Annotated in this window: 24 protein-coding genes; 20 read left to right on the plus strand and 4 right to left on the minus strand. The window is 65.6% G+C overall.

Features of this window, described 5'->3' with window-relative positions; translation table 11 throughout:
- The coding region (locus tag AC1DX2_RS24470) for a tetratricopeptide repeat protein (protein ID WP_477199051.1) at positions 1-1224 on the minus strand (1224 nt) is incomplete at its 3' end.
- Positions 1225-1498: 274 nt separating this feature from the next.
- On the opposite strand from AC1DX2_RS24470, the gene flhD reads away from it, so the two are divergent.
- The 11 genes from flhD (at position 1499) to AC1DX2_RS24525 (ending at position 12023) form a co-directional block, all read left to right on the plus strand.
- Positions 1499-1825: a flagellar transcriptional regulator FlhD gene (gene flhD, locus AC1DX2_RS24475; protein WP_477199052.1), complete on the plus strand. Its 327-nt coding sequence runs from the start codon at positions 1499-1501 to the stop codon at positions 1823-1825.
- Between the two features lie 54 nt (positions 1826-1879).
- Positions 1880-2416 carry a flagellar transcriptional regulator FlhC gene (gene flhC / locus AC1DX2_RS24480; RefSeq protein ID WP_477199053.1) on the plus strand — a complete coding sequence of 179 codons (537 nt, stop codon included), beginning with the start codon at positions 1880-1882 and terminating at the stop codon, positions 2414-2416.
- A 167-nt stretch (positions 2417-2583) separates the two neighbouring features.
- The gene (motA, locus tag AC1DX2_RS24485; protein WP_477199054.1) at positions 2584-3444 is read left to right on the plus strand and encodes a flagellar motor stator protein MotA; all 861 of its coding nucleotides are present in this window, start codon (positions 2584-2586) and stop codon (positions 3442-3444) included.
- A gap of 50 nt (positions 3445-3494) precedes the next feature.
- On the plus strand, positions 3495-4436 hold the full coding sequence (gene motB / locus AC1DX2_RS24490; protein WP_477199055.1) for a flagellar motor protein MotB: 942 nt from the start codon (positions 3495-3497) through the stop codon (positions 4434-4436).
- A 64-nt stretch (positions 4437-4500) separates the two neighbouring features.
- Entirely contained in the window at positions 4501-4887 is a 387-nt protein-coding gene (gene cheY, locus AC1DX2_RS24495; protein ID WP_477199056.1) for a chemotaxis response regulator CheY, read from the plus strand.
- A complete protein-coding gene (locus AC1DX2_RS24500; protein WP_477199057.1) occupies positions 4887-5534 on the plus strand; it encodes a protein phosphatase CheZ in 648 nt (215 codons plus the stop codon). The genes cheY and AC1DX2_RS24500 overlap by 1 nt, the downstream gene beginning before the upstream one ends.
- 206 nt (positions 5535-5740) lie before the next feature.
- Positions 5741-6895, plus strand: coding sequence for a flagellar biosynthesis protein FlhB (flhB, locus tag AC1DX2_RS24505; protein ID WP_477199058.1), 1155 nt, complete (start codon positions 5741-5743; stop codon positions 6893-6895).
- A complete protein-coding gene (gene flhA, locus AC1DX2_RS24510) occupies positions 6892-8970 on the plus strand; it encodes a flagellar biosynthesis protein FlhA (protein ID WP_477199059.1) in 2079 nt (692 codons plus the stop codon). Before flhB ends, flhA begins: the two co-directional genes overlap by 4 nt.
- Positions 8967-10496, plus strand: coding sequence for a flagellar biosynthesis protein FlhF (gene flhF, locus AC1DX2_RS24515; RefSeq protein WP_477199060.1), 1530 nt, complete (start codon positions 8967-8969; stop codon positions 10494-10496). Before flhA ends, flhF begins: the two co-directional genes overlap by 4 nt.
- Positions 10483-11307 (plus strand): hypothetical protein, encoded by an 825-nt coding sequence (locus AC1DX2_RS24520; protein WP_477199061.1) that lies wholly within the window; start codon positions 10483-10485, stop codon positions 11305-11307. The genes flhF and AC1DX2_RS24520 overlap by 14 nt, the downstream gene beginning before the upstream one ends.
- Positions 11307-12023 carry an RNA polymerase sigma factor FliA gene (locus tag AC1DX2_RS24525; protein ID WP_477199062.1) on the plus strand — a complete coding sequence of 239 codons (717 nt, stop codon included), beginning with the start codon at positions 11307-11309 and terminating at the stop codon, positions 12021-12023. The genes AC1DX2_RS24520 and AC1DX2_RS24525 overlap by 1 nt, the downstream gene beginning before the upstream one ends.
- A 78-nt stretch (positions 12024-12101) precedes the next feature.
- Here the strand turns inward: AC1DX2_RS24525 and AC1DX2_RS24530 are convergent, their stop codons facing one another.
- The 3 genes from AC1DX2_RS24530 to flgA form a co-directional block, all read right to left on the minus strand.
- Positions 12102-12476, minus strand: a complete 375-nt coding sequence (locus AC1DX2_RS24530; RefSeq protein WP_477199063.1) for a hypothetical protein — start codon at positions 12474-12476, stop codon at positions 12102-12104.
- 32 nt (positions 12477-12508) lie between these two features.
- Positions 12509-12829, minus strand: coding sequence for a flagellar biosynthesis anti-sigma factor FlgM (gene flgM, locus AC1DX2_RS24535; protein WP_477199064.1), 321 nt, complete (start codon positions 12827-12829; stop codon positions 12509-12511).
- A gap of 119 nt (positions 12830-12948) precedes the next feature.
- Positions 12949-13677 (minus strand): flagellar basal body P-ring formation chaperone FlgA, encoded by a 729-nt coding sequence (flgA, locus tag AC1DX2_RS24540; RefSeq protein WP_477199065.1) that lies wholly within the window; start codon positions 13675-13677, stop codon positions 12949-12951.
- A gap of 212 nt (positions 13678-13889) precedes the next feature.
- Between flgA and flgB the strand changes: the two genes are divergently transcribed.
- The 9 genes from flgB to flgJ all read left to right on the plus strand — a co-directional run bounded on the left by flgB (position 13890) and on the right by flgJ (position 21132).
- Positions 13890-14369 (plus strand): flagellar basal body rod protein FlgB, encoded by a 480-nt coding sequence (flgB, locus tag AC1DX2_RS24545; protein ID WP_477199066.1) that lies wholly within the window; start codon positions 13890-13892, stop codon positions 14367-14369.
- 33 nt (positions 14370-14402) lie between these two features.
- Entirely contained in the window at positions 14403-14807 is a 405-nt protein-coding gene (gene flgC, locus AC1DX2_RS24550) for a flagellar basal body rod protein FlgC (RefSeq protein WP_477199067.1), read from the plus strand.
- Positions 14808-14824: 17 nt separating this feature from the next.
- Entirely contained in the window at positions 14825-15451 is a 627-nt protein-coding gene (locus tag AC1DX2_RS24555) for a flagellar hook assembly protein FlgD (protein ID WP_477199068.1), read from the plus strand.
- A 68-nt stretch (positions 15452-15519) separates the two neighbouring features.
- Positions 15520-16725 carry a flagellar hook protein FlgE gene (gene flgE, locus AC1DX2_RS24560; protein WP_477199069.1) on the plus strand — a complete coding sequence of 402 codons (1206 nt, stop codon included), beginning with the start codon at positions 15520-15522 and terminating at the stop codon, positions 16723-16725.
- A 41-nt stretch (positions 16726-16766) separates the two neighbouring features.
- The gene (locus AC1DX2_RS24565) at positions 16767-17507 is read left to right on the plus strand and encodes a flagellar basal body rod protein FlgF (RefSeq protein WP_477199070.1); all 741 of its coding nucleotides are present in this window, start codon (positions 16767-16769) and stop codon (positions 17505-17507) included.
- A 29-nt stretch (positions 17508-17536) separates the two neighbouring features.
- Positions 17537-18319, plus strand: coding sequence for a flagellar basal-body rod protein FlgG (gene flgG, locus AC1DX2_RS24570; protein ID WP_477199071.1), 783 nt, complete (start codon positions 17537-17539; stop codon positions 18317-18319).
- Between the two features lie 26 nt (positions 18320-18345).
- Complete coding sequence (locus AC1DX2_RS24575; protein ID WP_477199072.1) at positions 18346-19050, plus strand: flagellar basal body L-ring protein FlgH; 705 nt, start codon at positions 18346-18348, stop codon at positions 19048-19050.
- A gap of 35 nt (positions 19051-19085) precedes the next feature.
- The gene (locus AC1DX2_RS24580; protein ID WP_477199073.1) at positions 19086-20216 is read left to right on the plus strand and encodes a flagellar basal body P-ring protein FlgI; all 1131 of its coding nucleotides are present in this window, start codon (positions 19086-19088) and stop codon (positions 20214-20216) included.
- Between the two features lie 19 nt (positions 20217-20235).
- Positions 20236-21132, plus strand: a complete 897-nt coding sequence (gene flgJ, locus AC1DX2_RS24585; protein WP_477199074.1) for a flagellar assembly peptidoglycan hydrolase FlgJ — start codon at positions 20236-20238, stop codon at positions 21130-21132.
- The last annotated feature ends 18 nt before the right edge of the window (positions 21133-21150 follow it).

Below are 21150 nucleotides of genomic sequence, written 5' to 3' on the forward strand. Positions count from 1 at the left end.
CAGTTCGGCCAGTTCGGCGTAGGCATAGATTTCCACGCGCTGCGGGTCGTGGTTGCCCACCAGGGGCTCCAGGAAGTAGCGGCAGGCGTGGTTGCGAAAGTCGGGGGAGACGTAGCCCACTTTCAAGCGCCGCCCGGCCAGCGGCGCATTGCCGTGGGGCTGCCATTCCTTGCGCAAGGGCTCGCCGAAGCGCCTCTCGTACTCCTGGTACGCCTCGAAGATCTCCTGTGCGCTCTTGTCGGCGTCGTAGTTCAGCGCAAACAACAGGTTGTCGACCACACTGTGGTTGTCGGGCTGCAGCGCCAGCGCCTTGCGCAGCGCCACCAGCGCCTCGTCAAGCCGCCCCAGCCCGGTGAGCGCACCACTGAGGTTGTTGTAGGCCGCGACCAGGTCCGGCGCCAAGGCAATGGCCCGCTTCAAACTGGCCAGCGCATCGTGCACCCGGCCCTGTGCGGCCAACGCCCGCCCCAGGTTGCTGTGTGCCTCGGCATAGCCGGGGCTCAGGGCCACGGCGCGGCGCAACAACGGCTCGGCCTCGTCCACCCGGTCGACCTCCAGCAGTGCGCGGGCCAGGTTGTTCTGCGCTTCGGCGTCGTCGGGCAGCAATTCGGCCGCGCGTTGCTTGACGGCCAGTGCTTCGTCCAGCCTGCCCTGCGGCTGCAGCATGGTGCCCAAGGCCTTCCAGGGGAAGCCCGCATCGGGTTCGCGCGCGATCCAGGCCCGGGCCAACTGTTCGCCGCCGGCATAGTCGCGTCGCCGAAAAAATTCCACCAAGGCCTGCTTCTGTGCCTCGTCATCCAGCACCGGCACCGGCGCCGAAGGTGGCGCTGGCGAGTCCGGCGGCAAGCGCTCCAGCAAGGCGTTGATCAGTGATTCCTGCAGGCCAAACTGGCGCGCCAGCGGCAGCAGCGGGGCTACCGCCTGCGCCTGCTCGGCCCGGATCAAGGCATCCAGGTAGCTGAACCAGAACTGCCCACGCGTGGGGTCGGCGTCCAGCGCCGCCTCGAAATGCGGCAACGCCTGCTTGGCTTGCAGCAACTGCACCGCCAGCAGAACGCCCAGGTTGTGCTGCGCGTCGGCATGGCGCGGCTGCTGCGCCAGGATGTCCTCGTAGAGCGTGCGCGCCTGCTCGAAGCGCAACTCCCGGTGCGCCGTGATGGCCTGCTCCAGCAACGCCTCCACCGCCTCGGGCGGCGGGGTTGGCAGGGGAGCGGCATCGGTCATGGCGGCATCACACAAATGCATGATCGGTGGAGTCGTGTCGTGGCAGCCTCCAAGGATAGTGGAGCACCCCGGCATGAAACCGGTCAATTGGCACAGGCTTACCCGCCATTTTGACGCGCCCGTACACGGCGTGTAGGAATTTCGCTGACACCGCGCGTGGGACAAGATGACAGCCGGCGCAGCGATTCACCGATTCAAGCCGCGCCCCCTCACGCCCAGAATCACCCCAACGCACCTGATATGGGTGCCAACAGATACCAGCAAGGAGCACGGCATGGACAGTGAACAGATGGCAACCGAAATCCGCGAGGCCAACCTGACCTACCTGATGCTGGCGCAGAACCTGATACGCGCCGACCGCGCACAAGCCCAGTTCCGCCTGGGCATGTCGGAAGAAGCCGCCAGGTTGATCGCCCTGTTGTCGCCAGCGCAATTGCTGAAGATCGCTTCCACCAACAAGCTGTTGTGCAAGTTCCGCATGGACGACGAATCCGTCTGGGGCCTGCTGACCAACCACAGCCAGCGCAAGGTCGACAACGACGCCACTGCCAAGCTGCACGCCAGCATCCTGATGGCGGGCCGTTTCGCCGAGGCCATGTGAGCCCGGCCTGACGACTTTCCAGCACATAGACATAACCAGTATCCGGAGACAGCCATGGCAGCCAAGAGCGTTTTGAACGAGTCCAAGCAGATCGAGCGGGCCGTGGCCCTGATACGCCTGGGCGCGCGCCTGCAGGTGCTGGAGAGCGAGACCGAGCTGTCCTACGAGCGCCTGCTGCGCCTGTACAAGGAAGTGGCGGGGCGCTCACCGTCCAAGGGGCAGCTGCCGTTTTCCACCGACTGGTTCCTGACCTGGCAGCCCAATATCCATGCCTCGCTGTTCCTCAACACCTACGAGTACCTGACGAAAGTCACCGCGCTGGACGACATCGACGCCGTGATGAAGGCCTTCAGCCTGTACAGCGAGCAGATCACCGCCTGCGGCGTCGAACCCCTGCTGTCGGTGACCCGGGCCTGGCGTCTGGTGAAATTCATTGACAACCAGATGCTGGCCATGACGCGCTGTTCCAAGTGCGGCGGCCACTTCGTCACCGAGCCGTATGAGAACGCGCGCCACTTCGTTTGCGGCCTGTGCGAGCCACCGGCACGCGCTGGCAAAGGTGCCCAGGCGGGCGGCATCCTGCTGCACTGAGCAGGGCCCCGCGTCGGGAAATCCCGCCAAACCCTACCGAATGGGCCGCGATCACGGCCCATTTCTTTTTATGTTACGGCAATTTAATCCAATAGAATAAATTCAGTGCAACCCTCGGCCTGCGCGCCGCAACCCTCCGTGGACAAACCGCTGGAAGCCCAAACGCCATGATGGTCATCGTTGGTTACGTCGTCGCCATGGGCTGCATCTTTGGCGTCTATATTGTCCACGGCGGCAATATCGGCGTCATCCTGACTGCCCTGCCGTTCGAGCTGATCACCATCTTCGGCGGCGCGCTGGGCGCTTTCGTGGTCAACAACCAGCCCAAGGTGTTGAAAGCCACCATCAAGCTGATCCCGCAGGCACTGAAAGGCTCCATCTACACCAAGGAACGCTACCTGGAGTTGATGGCGCTGCTCTACGACATCCTGCAAAAGGCCCGCAAAGAGGGCCTGATGGCGATTGAAAAGGACGTCGAGGCGCCGCACGAATCCCCCATCTTCAAGAAATACGGCGCCGTCGGCAGCGACCACCACGTGGTGGAATTCATGACCGACTACCTGCGCATGATGGTGTCGGGCAATCTGAATGCGCACGAGATCGAGTCGCTGATGGACAGCGAAATCGAAACCCACCATCAGGAAGCCCACGGCCCGGTGGCGGCCATCGCCCGTCTGGCCGGCGCGCTGCCGGCCTTCGGCATCGTGGCGGCCGTGCTGGGTGTGGTCAACACCATGGGCTCGGTGGGCCAACCGCCGGCCGTGCTGGGTGGCATGATCGCCTCGGCACTGGTGGGCACCTTCCTGGGCATTTTGCTGGCCTATGGCGTGGTGGAGCCGCTGGGCGGCCTGCTGGAGCAGAAGTCTGAAGACAGCGCCAAGGAGTTGCAATGCATCAAGACCACGTTGCTGGCCAGCATGCAGGGCTACAACCCGTCCACCGCAATCGAATTTGGCCGCAAGGTGCTGTTCTCCACCGAACGCCCCACCTTCACGGAGCTGGAAAGCCACGTGCGTGGCAAGAAGTGACGCCAGACGAGACAATGGCGTCTTGAACGCGAACGCATTGAAAGGCTGACATGGCTGATTCCAAGAAGCTGCAGCCCATCATCGTCAAGAAGGTCAAGAAGGGCGGGCACGCTGTGCACGGCGGCGCCTGGAAGATCGCCTATGCCGACTTCGTGACCGCCATGATGGCGTTCTTCCTGCTGATGTGGCTGCTGGGCTCCACCACCGAGGGTGACAAAAAAGGCCTGTCCGACTACTTCAGCGCACCGCTGAAGGTGGCACTGTCCGGTGGCACCGGCGCCGGTGCCAGCAATTCCGTGATCCAGGGCGGCGGCCAGGACCTGACGCGCGCCAGCGGCCAGGCCCGCCGCGGCGAGGGTGACGACCCGGTCAAGCGCAAGATGCTGACCGATGCGGCGAAGGCCGAGCAGGCCAAGCAGGACGCCAAGAAAATGGCCGCACTGAGCGAAAAGATCGCTTCCATCATTTCCAACAACCCCCGGTTGGCAGAATTCAGCTCGCAGATCCGGCTGGAAACCACACCCGATGGCCTGCAAATCTCCATCGTCGACGACAAGAACCGCCCCATGTTTGACAGCGGCAGCGCGCTGGTCAAGCCCTACATGCGCGACATCCTGCGCGAAATCGGCGCCGCACTGGCCAACGTGGACAACAAGATCAGCCTGGATGGCCATACCGATGCCCAGCCCTATGGCAATGGCGAGCGCGGCTATAGCAACTGGGAACTGTCAGCCGACCGGGCCAACGCCTCGCGGCGCGAGCTGGCCGCCGCCGGCATGCCCGACGACAAGCTGGCGCGGGTGACGGGGCTGGCTTCCAGCAACCTGCTGGTGCCGCAAGACCCCCTGAACCCCACCAACCGAAGAATCAGTATCATTGTCATGACGCATGAAGCCGAGGAGCGGCTGGCGGGCAGCAGGCGCACGCCGGTGGTGCCGGGTGAAACCCCGGCGCCCGAAGCCCCACCGGCCACCCCAGAGGCAAAACGGTAATCCCGGACCATGACTTCGTACATACTTGCCATAATTTCGCCATTTGCCTTTGAAAGGGTCACCCATGTCTGACCTGCGATTCCTGATCGTTGACGACTTCTCCACCATGCGCCGCATCGTGCGCAACCTGTTGAAGGAGAGCGGTTTCACCGACGCCGACGAGGCCGAAGACGGCGTGGTGGCCCTGCACAAGCTGCGCAACGGCAAGTTCGACTTCGTCGTCAGCGACATCAACATGCCCAACATGACCGGTTTCCAGCTGCTGGCCGAGATCAAGAAGGACGACAAGCTCAAACACCTGCCGGTGTTGATGGTGACGGCCGAGGCGCGCAAGGAAGACATCGTGCTGGCCGCCCAGCAAGGCGCGGCCGGCTACATCGTCAAACCCTTCACCAAAGCCACGCTGGAGGACAAGGTGACCAACATCCTGAAGAAGATGGGGTTGCAGTAATGTCCGCTGATCTCGCTCCCTCCGAGGTCGGCACCACGCCACCGGAGATTCACCACAAGATCGGTGTCCTGACACGCCAGCTGCACGACTCACTGTCCGGCCTGGGCCTGACCGAAAAGCTGCAGGGCACGGCCAGCGAACTGCCCGACGCCAAAAGCCGCCTGACCTACATCGCCCGCCTGACCGGCGAGGCCGCCGAGAAGGTGCTGAACCGGGTTGACCAGGCCAAGGCCCAGCACGACCACATCGCCGCTGAAACGCGTCGGCTGGCAGCGCTGATCGTCAAGGACCCGGTGGCCGCCGTGGCCAAGGGCCACGTGATGAACTTCGTCACCGACGTCGAACAGGCCACCAAGGAGATCGACCAGCATCTGACCGAGATCATGATGGCGCAGGATTTCCATGATCTGACCGGGCAGGTGATTGCCCGCGTGGTCAACCTGGCGGCCACCATCGAAGAGCAGCTGGTGCAGTTGCTGATAGAAACCGCGCCGCCCAGCGCCGCCAAGACAGCGGCAGCCGCCGCCGCGGCCGCGCCGGAATACAAGCCAGCGCTGGCCGGACCGGTGGTCAACCCCGAAGGCAACACCGATGTGGTGACTGACCAGTCTCAGGTGGATGACCTGCTTGCCAGCCTAGGGTTTTAGGCCCCCACGTCCGGCACTGCGTATCCGTCCTGCCCCCCAAGGGGGCCGCAAATTCCCTTGGGGGCGGCCCGGCGGGAATTTGAATCTGCCAAGTTACTCCTCGCTGAGGACGACCAGGGTGAATAAGTCGGTGAAACACCGCCTTTTCACCCTTTAGTTTTGGTGCCTGCCCGGGACAATCGTGGGAACACTCAGGCCCCACCGTCATGGAATCCAGCAGTCAGGACAGACGTCTACCGGCGTCAGAGCGCAAGCTCAGGAAAGCGCGCGAGGACGGGCAGGTTACCCGTTCCACCGACCTGTCGCACCTGGCTGTGCTGGGCTCCGGCGCGCTGGCCCTGCTGGCGCTGGCGCCCACCCTGTTCGAGCAATTCAAGCTGCATATGGGCCAACAACTGGCCTTCAACGCCGCCACCATCCACCAGGAAGGCGACATGCTGAGCCGCCTGGGCAGCATGTCACTGGTGGGCCTGGTCGGTTGCGTGATGTTTGCCGGCATCGTGATGCTGTCGGTCATGCTGAGCAGCGTGGCCGTGGGGGGCTGGGTGCTCAGCACCAAGCCGCTGATGCCTGACTTCAGCCGCCTGAACCCCCTGGCGGGTCTGGGCCGCCTGTTCAGCAAGGAGAAGCTGACCGAAACCCTGAAGCTGCTGTTCATCACCATCGTGCTGGTGGGGGTGGCCAGCTGGTTCCTGCGCGCCGGCCTGCCCAAGATGTCCATGCTGGTGCTGCAGCCGTCGGCGTCGGCCATACGCACCATGAACGACTGGCTGGTCACCGGCCTGGGCCTGATGCTGGGCGTGGTGCTGCTGGTGGCGCTGGTGGACGTGCCGCTGCAGACCTTTCTGCACAAATCACGGCTGAAGATGACGCACCAGGAAGTCAAGCAGGAGCACAAGGAGTCCGAAGGCAACCCGCAGGTCAAGGGCAAGATGCGCCAGCGTCAGCGCGAACTGGCCCAGCGCAACAGCGTGACCGCCGTGCCCAAGGCCGACTTCGTGCTGATGAACCCCACCCACTACGCCGTCGCCATCCAGTACGACGAGCACCGCATGGCCGCGCCGCGCGTGATCTCCAAGGGCACCGACCTGCTGGCCATGAAGATCCGCGAGATCGCCAAGAACCACGACATCCCGGTGCTGCAGTCGCCCATGCTGGCGCGCGCGCTGTACGCCAACGCCGAACTGGACCGCGACATTCCCTCCAGCCTGTACACCGCCGTCGCCCAGGTACTGGCTTATGTGTACCGCCTGAGGGCCGCGCTGCGCGGCGAGGGGGTGATGCCCGGCGAACCACCACAACCGGTGGTGCCGCCCGAACTGGACCCGCTGTCCAAGGCTGAAGCCGGAGCCACCGCATGAACGAACGCCTGAAGTCCTTCCAGCACTGGTTTGGCAGCAACGCCAACGTGATGCAGGGCGCCGCCGCGCCCATTCTGGTGGTGGTCATCCTCTCCATGATGGTGCTGCCACTGCCACCGTGGGTGCTGGACATCTTCTTCACCATGAACATCTCCATCGCGCTGATGGTGATGATGGTGGCGGCCTATATGATCCGCCCACTGGATTTCGCCGCCTTCCCCTCGGTGCTGCTGCTGACCACCTTGCTGCGCCTGTCGCTGAACGTGGCCTCCACCCGGGTGGTGCTGCTGGAAGGCCACACCGGCGCCGGCGCCGCCGGCTCGGTGATCGAGGCCTTCGGCCACTTCCTGATCGGCGGCAACTTCGCTGTCGGCCTGATCGTGTTCGCCATCCTGGTGGTGATCAACTTCGTGGTGGTCACCAAGGGTGCCGAGCGCATCGCCGAGGTGTCGGCGCGCTTTGCGCTGGACGCCATGCCTGGCAAGCAGATGGCGGTGGACGCCGACCTGAACGCCGGCACCATCGACGAAAAAGAAGCCAAACGCCGCCGTGCCGAGGTGGCCGAAGAAGCCGACTTCTTCGGCTCCATGGACGGTGCCTCCAAGTTTGTGCGCGGCGACGCCGTCGCCGGCATCCTGATCCTGCTGATCAACCTGATTGGCGGCTTTGCCGTCGGCGTGCTGCAACACAACCTCAGCCTGGGCCAGGCAGCCGACTCCTACATCCTGCTGGCCGTCGGTGACGCCCTGGTGGCACAGGTGCCGGGCCTGCTGATCTCGGTGGCCGCCGCCATGGTGGTGTCGCGCGTGGGCAAGGACCACGACATCGGCAAGCAGATCGTGCACCAGATGTTCGTCTCACCCAAGGTGCTGGGCCTCACCGCCATCATCATGGCCGTGCTGGGCCTGATTCCGGGCATGCCGCACCTGGTGTTCCTGTCGATTGCAGCGGTGATTGGCTACGGCGCATGGATGCTGGCCCACAAGCCGCCACCTGAGGAACCCAAACCCGCCGTGGCCGCCGGCAACGATGGCGAAGCCAGCTGGGACGACCTGCAGCCGGTGGACCAATTGGGCCTGGAACTGGGCTACCGCCTGATCACGCTGGTGGACAAGAACCGCCAGGGCGACCTGCTGACGCGTATCAAGGGCGTGCGCCGCAAGTTCGCGCAGGAGGTGGGTTTCCTGCCACCGGCTGTGCATGTGCGCGACAACCTGGAGCTCAAGCCCAGCGGCTACCGCATCACGCTGCGCGGCGTCATCGTCGGCGAGGGCGAGGCCTTTCCCGGCCTGTACCTGGCCATCAACCCTGGTGGCATCACTACGCCGCTGATCGGCACACCCACCACCGACCCGGCCTTCGGCCTGCCGGCGCACTGGATTGACGAGCGCCAGAAAGAGGCCGCGCAAATGGCCGGCTTTACCGTCGTTGATTCCGAGACCGTGATGGCCACCCATTTGTCACACTTGATGCAAGTCCAGGCGGCCAAATTGTTGAGCCGCACCGAGACCCAGCAACTGGTGGAACATGTGGCCAAACTGGCGCCCAAACTGATAGAGGAAGTCGTGCCCAAGATGGTCACCATCGCCATCTTCCAGAAGGTGCTGCAGCTGCTGCTGGAAGAGTCGGTGCACATCCGCGACATCCGCACCATCATCGAATCCCTGGCCGAACACGCCGCCACCGTCACCGACCCGGCCGAACTGGCCCGGCGCGTGCGCATCGCGCTGTCGCCGGCCATCGTGCAGCAGATCTACGGGCCGGCACGCGAACTCAACGTCATCGCCATCGACCCGCCGCTGGAGCGCCTGCTGGTGCAGGCCCTGGGCGGGGCCGGTGGCCCGGCGCTGGACCCCGGTGTGGCCGACATGCTGAGCCGCACCGCCGCCGACGTCGCCATGAAGCAGGAGGAAACCGGTGTGCCGGCCTGCCTGCTGGTGCCCGACGCCATACGCGGCGCCATCGCCCGCCTGCTGCGCCGTGTGGCGCCACGCCTGCAGGTGCTGGCGCACAGCGAAATTCCTGAAACCCACACCATCCGCATCGGGCCCATCCTGCGAGGAGCCTTACCATGAACATCCAACGCTTTGTAGCCCCCACCTCACGTGAGGCGCTGGCCAAGGCCCGCATGGCCTTCGGCGACAACACGCTGATCCTGTCCAACCGCCCCACCACCGGCGGCATCGAGGTGGTGGCCACCGCCGAGGACAGCCTGGCCGAGTTGGACGCCGCCGCCAAGGAAGTGGCTCCCCCGCGCGCCGCGCCACCGTCACGCGGCAAGCCCATCATGGTCAACCCCAAGCCCGCCAGCAGAGACATGGAGAGCAGCATGGGCAGCAGCTTCAATGCCAGCACGGGCGGTGCCGGCGACGACGCGCGCGACCTGGCCATGAGCACCCTGTCGTTCCAGGACTATGTGCGCGAACGCATGCTGCGCCGGCGCGCCGAGGCACGCGGCGAGCAAGCCGCGCAGCCCTCACCCGCGCGCCAGGGGATGGAGCGCCAGGCCATGGAGCCCCTGCTGGAGGCCGCCTTCACCAGGCGCGCGCCGGCAACCCCCGCAGCCGCTGCACCGGCCAGCGCACCGCAACAGCAGCAGCCGGCACGCAGGCCCGCCGCACAACCCATGGCGGCCAAGCCCGCGCCCGATCTGTCCAAGGGCATCGTCAACGAGCTGCAGGCCGTCAAGGACCTGATCGAGGAGCGTTTCAACACGCTGACCTGGCTGGGCCAGGCGCGCCAGAACCCGATCCAGGCCAACCTGATGCTTAAGCTGATACGCGCTGGCTATTCGCCGCTGCTGGTGCGCACCATACTGGAACGCATGCCCGAGGCCAGCGACCCGGCCCTGGCCCTGCACTGGGTGATCGAGGTGCTGGAGCGCAACCTGAAGACCGACCACGATGCCATGCCGCTGCAGGAAGAGGGCGGCGTGTTCGCGTTGGTGGGGGCCACCGGCGTGGGCAAGACCACCACCGCGGCCAAGCTGGCCGGCATCTGCGCCCGCACCCATGGCTCCAACTCGGTTGGCCTGATCACGCTGGACACCTACCGTATCGGCGCCCACGAGCAATTGCGTGCCTATGGCCGCATGCTGGGCGTGGTGGCCCATCTGGCGCATGACCGCGCCGCGCTGCAGGACCTGCTGGGCCTGCTGTCGTCCAAGAAGATGGTGCTGATCGACACCACCGGTGTGGCACCGCGCGACCCGCGCAAGCGCGACATGCTGGACGTGCTGGACATCCCGGGCGTCAACCGCCTGCAGGTGCTCAATGCTGGCGGCCATGGCGACACGCTGGACGAGGTGGTGGCCGGCTTCAAATCCAGCGGCATACAGCAAGCCATCCTGTCCAAGACCGACGAGGCGGTGAAGTTGGGCCCGGTGCTCGATGCGGCGATACGCCACCAATTGACACTGCGCGGCATCACCACCGGCCAGCGCGTGCCCGAGGATTGGGAGCAAGCCGACGCCACCAAGCTGGTGCGCCTGTCCCTGCGCGCGCCGGCCAAGTCCGCCTACGACCCCAAGGCCAGCGACCTGGGCTTCTTCTTCACCCCACCCATTCCGCAACACCCGGCCGCGCACAATGACTATGCTTGACCACAGCATCCACCAAGGCTCCGGCCTGCAACGGTTTGCCGCGCAAAACACTCCCCGGGTGCTGGCGCTGGTGGCCCATGGCGATGACGCACTTGAGCGACATCTGCTGGCCGGCCTGTGCGCCCGCCTGTCGGCCCAAGGCTACCCGGTGGCCTTGGTCGATGGCACCCAGGACGAGACCGGTGACCAACCCGGCCTGGCCCAGTTGCTGGACGACAGCGGCTGGCACAGCCTGCGCTCGCCGCAGGATGGCAGCGCCTGGAGCACCCTGCCGGCACGGCGCGGCCTGCGCCGCCTGTGTCACCAGGCCGGGGGCACCGGGCTGCCGGTGATGGAGCTGGGCCAGCACCTGCACCACTACAGCGTCATCGCGGTGTATGCTTCGGCACAGGCGCTGTCCTCGCTGCTGCTCAGCAGCGGCATACAGCCGGTGATCACCGCCGCGGCCACACCGGCTTCGCTGGTGTCTGCCTACCATGCACTCAAGCAATTGTTGCTAATCGGCAAACTTCAACCTACCATTGTTTCCATGCAGAGCGACTCCCCGCAAAGCCGGGCGCCCTCCCCTTCCGCGGTGGGAAGAAGCCTGCAAGACTGTGCCATGACATTCCTGGACTGCCCACTGGACGCCATGCAGATCCGCATGGTGGACGACACCGATTCCGATGACCTGGAACGCCTGGCGTTGCGCCTGCTGGAAGCTGGCACCCCCCGAGCGCAGCGCGAGCCGCTGGCCCGTGGTCCCTGGCTGCGCGCGCGCGCCGGGCTGGAAAGGCGGGACAGTTTGGAAAGGTTGGCGGGAGGCCATTGATGTACACCGCGAAGGGCCAGCTCGACCGCGACGCGCTGATTCGCCAGTATTCGCCGCTGGTGCGCCGGCTGGCGCACCACATGATGGCCAAGCTGCCACCCAACGTGCAGGTGGACGACCTGATCCAGGTCGGGCTGATCGGCTTGTCCGAGGCGCTGACGCGCTATGAGGCAGCCCAGGGGGTGCAGTTCGAGACCTTCGCCACCCAGCGCATACGCGGCGCGATGATCGACGAGCTGCGCGAACACGACTGGATGTCACGTGGCTCGCGCAAGAGCCAGAAAACCATAGAACAGGCGCTGCGCAGGCTGGAGCACAAGCTGGGGCGCAGCCCGGTGGAGTCCGAGATCGCCGCCGAACTGGGCATGACCCTGGCTGACTACCAGTCGCTGCTGGGCAAGGTGCAAGGCACCCAACTGGTCTACCTGGAAGACATGACGGCGCATGGCGACGGCGAAGACAGCTTCCTGGACCGCCACCTCACCGACACCGACGCCGACCCCATGGCCGTGCTGCGCGACCAGCGCCTGCGCGAGTCACTGGTGGCAGCCATCAAGACGCTGCCCGAGCGCGAGCAGTACATCATGAGCATGTACTACGAAAACGACATGAACCTGAAGGAAATCGCGCTGGTGCTGGGCGTCACCGAATCGCGTGTGTGCCAGCTGCACAGCCAGTCCATTGCGCGCCTGCGCGCAAAGATGCGCTCACACTGAGCCCCCTGGCGAACCGCCAGGGCATCTTTTCAAGAATTTCAAGGGAAGACCATTTGCGCCAGCAGGCGCAGGACAGCCTCAGGCCGCCAGCAGCTTGAAGGCGCCGGTCTGCGTCACACCGGTGCCATAGGGGCCCTTGGCATTGCCATAGGTGCTGCTGCGCGAGGCCGGCATGATGGCCTGCAATGCCAGCTCCACCCGGGCCGATTGGCGGGCGACACCGCCACGCTGGTTGCCCAGCAAGGTTTGAATGCGCTTGACGCGCAGGGTGGCCAGTTGCCGCTGCTTGGGCGCCAACTGCGCCAAGCCATGGGAACACATCTGCATGCTGTGGCGCAACTCGGCGCAGGCAAGCGCCAGGCCTTCAGCATCCTTGCCGGCCACGGCACGCGCAACTTCCTCCAGCCTGGCTTCCACGTTGCTCAGCAATTGGTCAGCGGCGGGAGAAAGCATGAAAAGATTCTTTCAGGTGAAAAACGCGCGCTTCAGTTCTGCGTGCGGTTGAACATTTCTTGCGCGTTGGCCAGCAGCTTGTCGGCAATCGCCTCAGGGCTCACCAGGTAGGTGCCTTGCTCGATGGCGGTGCGCACGGCCTCCACCTTGGCGGTGTCCACTTCGCTGTCACTGCCCTGGGTGGCCGACAGGCGATCCAGGGCAAGTGCCTGGGTGGACACGGTCACGGCGACGCCGGCCGAGGTGGCGTTGGACTGGGCAGCGGCGGCCGCACTCTGGCTGGCCTTGGCGGCGGCAGCCGGTGGCGGGCTCGCGCCTACCTGTTTCTCTGGGGGTTGACCTGTGATCTTCATTGTCATGCTCCAAAACTACTTTGGACGTAGCCTCGTACGTTCTGTATCGGCCCCGGGGGAGCTGACTTGAGCGGTATTTCGGCTTTCATGACAGATTAAACGTCTTTTTACAGTTCCCGTTACAGTTCCAGTTTAACTGTACGGGTATCCAGCACCATGCCCGACATGACGCGGCCATTGTCCATGCGCACCCGCGCCGGCTGGCCCACCACGCCGGCCGACATGGCCTGACCGTCGGCGGTGATCTCAAAACCCGGGCCGGCAGCCACCACCCGCACCTGGGCACCAGCCGGGAACACCTGCGGTGCCCGCACCATGCCCTGGCGCAGCGCCTGGCCTGTCACCAGCGCCCGGGTGGTGGTCTGGCCCAGCCACTGGCTGGGGTCGGCCAGCACGGCATTCACCGCGTCTTCGGCCCAGTCCACTTCGGCCTGCATCAGGTCGTTCGGGCCCAGCATCGCACCGCCGGGCAGATTGCCCTTGACCACCCAAGCCTTGCCGTACGCCTTGACGGTCACCGGCAAAAACACGTTCCACTTGGCTGTGCCGTCCTGGCACCGCAGGCCGATGCGGGTGCGCCCCCACAGCTTGGAGCCAGGCGGCAGGTAGGGCTCCACCCGGCCGCAGGGCGCCAATTGCAGGCGACTGTCCAGAGAGCCAACGCTCACTTCAATGCGCAATGGCGCAATCGTCGACGCGTTGAGGCCGGCCACGGCCTGGTTCAGCCACTGGCGCGCACCGTGCACGAATTCCGGCTCGGCGGTTTGCGCCCCAGCACTGGTCGCGGCGCCCAGCAGCGCCAGCACGGCCAGCGGCCGTGACAGGAATCTGGAAAAGAAGGCGAGCATGACGGCGGTTCCGAAAAGAGGGGTGCCGCGCGGAACGAAAGCCGGGCAGGCTCAACGACTATAGGCATCCGGCAGCTTGCGCACGGGCGGAAATGCGGGGGCAATGCCAGCCTTTTCGCGGGTTAAAAAATTAAAGCTTTTCCCATAATTGCCACACCCCCCCTGGACCCCTGGCACCCGTGCCTGGCGGCCACCGAAAGTTGAGGTGTTCCATGCTTGCAAAAATGACCGAAGGGCTCGACTTCCAATCGAAGGCCCTGGTCCTGCGCGCCGAACGCCAACGCGTGCTGGCCAGCAACATCGCCAACGTGGACACGCCCGGCTACGCCGGCCGCGATTTCGACTTCAAGGAAGCCCTGGCCAAGGCCACCGGCACCTCCACCAGCAGCGGCAGCGGCATGCAGCGCACCTCGCTGGCCCTGGCGCCCAGCACCGGCTCCGGCTCCGGCACCCAAGCCGCCAGCACCGGCGCCCAGCCCGGCTTCATCCCGCTGGCCACGCTGCCCGGCAGCAGCGTCAGCACCGGCGACCTGGCGTACACCGTGCAGACGCAGCCCTCCATGGACGGCAACTCGGTGGATCTGGACCGCGAGCGTGCCAACTTCGTCGACAACGCCGTGCGCTATGAGGCCACGCTGCGTTTTCTCAACGGCCACGCCAAAACCATGCTGAGCGCCATCCAGGGCCAGTGAACGGCGGCTTGACACTTCAGGAGGCCAACCACCATGTCCATGTTCTCTATCTTCAACATCTCGGGCAGCGCCGTCAGCGCGCAGTCCAAGCGTTTGAACGTGGTGGCCAGCAACCTGGCCAACGCCGATGCCGTGGCCGGCCCGGACGGCAATTACTACAAGAGCCGCGACGTCGTGTTCCAGACCGTGGCCATGGGCTCGGACGCCTCCGCTGGCGTCAAGGTGAGTTCCATCGTCGAGCACAACGACCCCGGCAAGCGCGTCTACGACCCCTCCAACCCGGCCGCCGACCCGCAGGGCTATGTGACGCACTCCAACGTCAACCCGGTGGAAGAGATGGTCAACATGATCTCGGCCTCGCGTTCGTACCAGAACAACGTCGAGGTCATGAACACCGCCAAGACGCTGCTGCTCAAGACCCTGCAGCTTGGTCAATAAACCAGAAAGACACAGCCATGAGCACCACCGCCGTCGGCGCCACCAGCAACTCCACCCAGACCACCAGCGCTTCGCTGTCGGCCAGCGACCCCAACGAAGCACAGGACCGGTTCCTGAAGCTGCTGGTGGCGCAGTTGGCCAACCAGGACCCCATGAACCCCATGGACAACGCGCAGATGACCAGCCAGATGGCGCAGATCAACACCGTCACCGAGCTGGCCAAGACCAACCAGACGCTGCTGGGCATGCAGATGATCCAGGGCACATCCATGGTCGGCCACAGCGTGCTGGTGCAGGGCAATGACCTGGTCATCAATGACGGCAAGGCTGCCGGCGCCATCGACCTGGCCGGTCCCGCCGACACAGTCAACGTGGACATCCTGGCCGACGGCCGGGTCATCGACACCGTCAAGCTGGGCGACCTGGGCGAAGGCCAGCATGCCTTCACCTGGGACGCCACCAAATACACCGGCAAGGGCACGCTGAGCTTCCAGGTCTCGGCCAAGCTCAAGGGCGAAAGCGTCAACGCCGGCACGCTGACGCTGGACAAGGTGCTGGCCGTCAGCACCAGCAACAACACCTTGTCGGTGCAGACCCAGAACCATGGCAGCGTGGCCTACAGCTCGGTGGCGGCGGTGCTGTAAGCCCGCGCCACCCCCCAACAGATTCACCCGGTTCAGCCTCCAACCCAACGCAACCCACAGGACACACCATGAGCTTTCAACAAGGACTCTCCGGGCTCAACGCCGCCACCCGCAGCCTTGACGTGATCGGCAACAACATCGCCAACGCCAACACCACCGGCATGAAAGCCTCGCGTGCCGAGTTCGCTGACATCGTCGCCGCCTCGCTGGGCACGGGCGGCAGCAACCAGGCGGGCATCGGTGTGACCACCGCTGCCGTGTCGCAGCAGTTCAGCCAGGGCAACATCACCATCACCGGCAACGACCTGGACGTGGCCATCAACGGCGCCGGCTTCCTGCAGCTGCAAATGCCCGACGGCTCCACCGCCTACACCCGTGACGGCACCCTGAAACTGGACAAGCTGGGCAACATCATCACCAACGGCGGCGCCAAGGTCATGGGCTATCCCACCGACACCGCCGGCATACGCACCAGCTTCACCGCCGCGCCGCTGCAGCTGCCCACCACGGCCCCGATCGGCGCCAAGCAGACCACCACGATGGAGGCCGAGTTCAACGTCGACGCCCGCGCCGTCATCGCCGCCACTGCCACGCCGCCCACGCCCATCACCCAATACGGCACCTCCATCACCGCGTTCGATTCGCAGGGTGTGGAAGTGCCGGTGACGCTGTACTTCTCCAAGAGCGCGCAGGACACCTGGGATGTCTACACCGACCCCACCGCGGCGCCGGTGTTCACGATGAACTTCAACATCAACGGCAAGCTCGACACCGCCGTCACCACGCCCACACAGACGCTGACGCTGACCTCGCCCAATCCGGCCATCGGCAGCTTTCCGGTCACGCTGGACATCACCAACGTGACGCAGTACGGCACCTCGTTCGCCGTCTCCGACCTGACGCAGGACGGCTACGCCCCCGGTGAGCTGACCGGCGTGAAGATCGGCACCGACGGCATCATCACCGCGCGCTACTCCAACGGCCAGACCCAGGCCGCCGGCCAGGTGTCGCTGGCCAATTTCCGCAATGTGCAGGGCCTGACCCCGATCGGCGGCAACAACTGGGTCGAGACCTTCGCCTCCGGCCAGCCTATCCAGGGTTCGCCCGGCCAGGGCAAGTTCGGCCAGCTGCAGTCCGGTGCGCTGGAAGAGTCCAACGTGGACCTGACGGCCGAGCTGGTCAACATGATGACCGCGCAACGCGCCTACCAGGCCAACGCCCAGACCATCAAGACCGAAGACCAGGTGCTGTCCACGCTGGTCAACCTGCGCTGATAGGCGCAGACACCCCTTAGCACGCCAGGAGCCAGGACACCATGGACCGCATCATCTACACCGCAATGACGGGTGCCGGCACCGCCGAGCAGCGGCAGTCCATCCTGGCCAACAACCTGGCCAACGTCACCACCAACGGCTTTCGCGCCGAGCTGTCGGCCTACCGGGCGGTGCCTTTGCGCGGCGACGGCGCCACCACCCGGGTGTTCTCCGCCGAGACCACCACCGGCTACCGCGACACCCCCGGCGCACCGCAACGCACCGACCGTCCGCTGGACGCGATGACGCGCGGCAACTCGTGGTTCGCTGTGCAGGGGCTGGACGGCAACGAGGGCTACACCCGCAGCGGCGCCTTTGAGATCTCCACCACCGGCACGCTGGTCAGCCCCGGAGGTCTGCCGGTGCTGAACGAAGGCGGCGGCACCATCGAGGTCCCCAACGGCGCCCAGGTGTCGCTGGGCAACGATGGCGTCATCACCGCCAAGATCACCGGCCAGGCGCCAACGCAGCTGGGCAAGCTGAAAATGGTCACGCCCACGCCAGAAGACAAGTTCGTGCGCGGCACCGATGGCTTGTTCCGCGCCACCGGCGGCGAGCCGCTGACATCCGACCCCAACGCACGGCTGCAGACCGGCGTGCTGGAAGGCTCCAACGTCAGCGCGGTGGAAACCATGGTCAACATGATCCAGGCCGGCCGCCAGTTCGACACCCATGTGCGGCTGCTGCAGACCGCCGAATCCAACGACCGCGCTGCCGGCCAACTGCTCAGCGTGCAAGGCTGATGCCCTGACATCCACGGGAAACCCACACCATGATCAACTCACTCTGGATCTCCAAAACCGGCATGGAAGCCCAGCAAACCCAGCTGGACGTGATTTCCAACAACCTGGCCAACGTGTCCACCAACGGCTTCAAACGCGCCAACGCGGTGTTCGAAGACCTGATCTACCAGAACCTGCGCCAGGTCGGTGCCAACAGCACCGAACAGTCGCAGCTGCCCACCGGCCTGCAGATCGGCCTGGGCGTGCGCACCGTGGCCACCAGCCGCTCATTCGCGCAAGGCAGCCTGCAGCAGACCACCAACAAACTGGACGTGGCCATCAAGGGCAACGGCTTCTTCACGGTCACGCTGCCCGACGGCACCAACGGCTACACGCGCGACGGCTCGTTCCAGGTGGATTCGCAGGGCCGGCTGGTCACCGCCGCCGGCTATCCGGTGGCCACCGGCATCACGCTGCCGGCCAACGCCACCAGCGTGTCGATTTCTGGCGACGGCACGGTCAGCGCCCAAATCCCCGGCAACACCGCGCCGCAGCCGGTGGGCACCATCACGCTGGCCAACTTCATCAACCCGCCGGGCCTTGAGCCCAAGGGCGGCAACCTGTACGCGGAAACCGTGGCCTCGGGCACGCCGCAGACCGGCACGCCGGGCCTCAACGGCCTGGGCGGGCTGATGCAGGGTTTCGTGGAAACCTCCAACGTCAACGTGGTGCAGGAGCTGGTGTCCATGATCCAGACCCAGCGCGCCTACGAGCTGAACTCCAAGGCCATCCAGACCTCTGACCAGATGCTGCAAAAGCTCGGCCAGTTGTAAACACCGACACACCCGGACAACACCCCATGAACCGCCTGCTGCAACCCCTGATGCGCGGCCTGAAGCTGGCCGCCGCGCTGAGCGCCGCCGCATTGACCGGCTGCATGACCATGCCGCAGCCACCCAAGGTGGACCTGGTGGAGGCCCGGCCGTCGCACACCGAGCGCATCGCGCCCTTGCCACCCCTGCCCAACACCGGTGGCCTGTTCTCACAGGCCCGCTATCGGCCTGGCTTCGAAGACGTGCGCGCCCGCCTGGTGGGCGACAGCCTGACGATACAGATCGTCGAGAACATCAGCGCCAGCCAGCAGTCCACCTCCACCATTGACCGGGCATCCAAGAACGACGCCACCATCAGCGCCTTCCCCTTCCTGTCTGCGGCCCAGGTGGGCAAGGCGTCGCTGGGCACGGCCTCGGACAACGCGTTTTCCGGCAAGGGCGGCACGCAAAGCGCCAACACCTTCACCGGCACCATCACCGCCACCGTCATCCAGGTGCTGCCCAACGGCCACCTGATCGTGACCGGCGACAAGCAAATCGGCGTCAACCACAACGTCGACGTGATGCGCTTCTCCGGCATGGTGGACCCGCAATTCATCCAGCCCGGCAACGTCATCGCCTCCACCCAGGTGGCCAATGCTCGCATCGAGTCGCGCGGCCGCGGCCAGCAGGACGAGGCGCAGGCCATGGGCTGGCTGTCACGCTTTGTCATGAACGTGATGCCGTTTTGAACCCCTGCCCCCTGACACGTTATATCGGATCTGCCATGACTTTCCTGAAGACCTTGAACGCGACGCTGAGGCTCACCGCCGTGCTGTTCGCCGCGCTGCTGCTGGCCCAGCCGGCCTGGGCACTGCGCATCAAGGAAGTGGCGTCGGTGCAGGGCGTGCGCAGCAACGCCTTGAGCGGCGTGGGCGTGGTGGTGGGCCTGGACGGCACCGGCGACCAGACCACGCAGATGCCCTACACCACGCAAGGCCTGGGCAACTACCTGAAGCAGATGGGCATCACGCTGTCGGCGGCGGCGATCTCGCAGCTGCAATTCAAGAACGTGGCGGTGGTGATCGTCACCGCTCAGCTGCCGGCATTCGCACAGCCAGGCCAGTTCGTCGACGTCACCGTGTCTTCGATGGGCAATGCCAAATCCCTCAAGGGCGGCATGCTGATGACCACGCCGCTGAAGGGCGCCGATGGTGAAATCTACGCGTTGGCCCAGGGCAACCTGGTGGTGGCCGGCGCCGGCGCCTCGGCCGGCGGCAGCAAGGTACAGACCAACCACTTGAGCGCCGGCCGCATTCCCGATGGTGCCCAGGTGGAGCGCACCGTGCCCACGCCGCTGCTCAACGGCACTACCATCACGCTGGACCTGAAGGCCAGCGACTTCCAGACCGCCCGCCAGGTGGCCCAGGTCATCAACAGCCGCACCGCCGAGGGCACCGCCCGCGCCCTCAACGGTCGCACGGTGGAGGTCAAGGCCCCCACCGACGCCAACGAGCGTGTCAGCTTCCTGGCCCAGCTGGAAGAAATGCCATTGGAGGCCTCGGTCCCGGCCGCCAAGGTGGTGATCAATTCGCGCACCGGCTCCATCGTGCTGAACCAGGCCGTCACCCTGGGGCCGTGCGCCATCGCACACGGCAACCTCTCGATCAGCATCAGCTCCGCGCCGGTGATCAGCCAGCCCAATGCGCTGTCGCAAGGGCAGACGGTGACGGCGCAGAAGTCCGACATCCAGATCAAGGCCGAGCCCGGCATGCTGATACAGCTGCCGGCGGCGCCGCAGCTGGCCGATGTGGTGCGCGCCTTGAATGCGCTGGGCGCCACGCCACAGGACCTGCTGGCCATTCTGGAGGCCATCAAGTCGGCCGGCGCGCTGAACGCGGAGATCGAGGTCATCTGACCGTGGGGATCATGACGTCATGGCCGCGCCGATAACCTCACCCAACGCACTGGGCGTCGATGTACGCTCACTCAATGCGCTGAAGCTCGAAGCGGGCCAGGCCACGCCCGCGTCGATACGTGAGACGGCGCGCCAGTTCGAATCGCTGTTCATGCGCGAGCTGATCAAGAGCATGCGCGAGGCGACGATGAAATCCGGCCTCACCGGCTCCAGCAGCGACCTCGGCAGCGAGTTGTTGGATCAGCAACTGGCCCTGCAGATGTCGGGCCAGCCCGGCGGCCTGACCGACGTCATCGCGCGCCAGCTGTCGCGCCAGATGGGTGTCAGCGAAACCGCAGCGGCGGCCAGCATCCAGCCGGGTGCCAGCCTGAGCGCCAATGCCGCCACGGCCTCCCCGGCTTACACCGCCAACACCGCCGCTGCCAACACCCCCGCCCCCGGTGCCCGCCAGACCGGCTTCGTGCAGCGCCACGCGGCGGCAGCGGCCCGGGTCGCCCAGGACAGCGGCATCCCCTCGGCCTACATGCTGGGCCAGGCCGGCCACGAAACCGGTTGGGGCCGGCAGGAAATCCGCATGGCCGACGGCAGCCCCTCCTACAACCTGTTCGGCATCAAGGCCGGCGCCAGCTGGACCGGCAAGGTGGCCGAGGTCACCACCACGGAATACGTCAACGGCGTGGCGCAGAAGGTCACCGCGCGCTTTCGCGCTTACTCGTCCTACGACGAGTCCTTCCGCGACTACGCCCGCCTGATCACCCAGACCCCACGCTACCAGCAGGCCAGCCTGCAGGTCGGTTCGGCCCAGGCCTATGCCAACGGCTTGCAGCGTGCCGGCTACGCCACCGACCCCCAGTACGCGGCCAAACTCAGCCGCGCCATCAATTCCACGCTGCGCCTGCAGCGCGTGCAGACCTGAGCGCCGATAGGCCAGGAA

The organism is Hylemonella sp. P2_B10, from assembly GCF_056404875.1.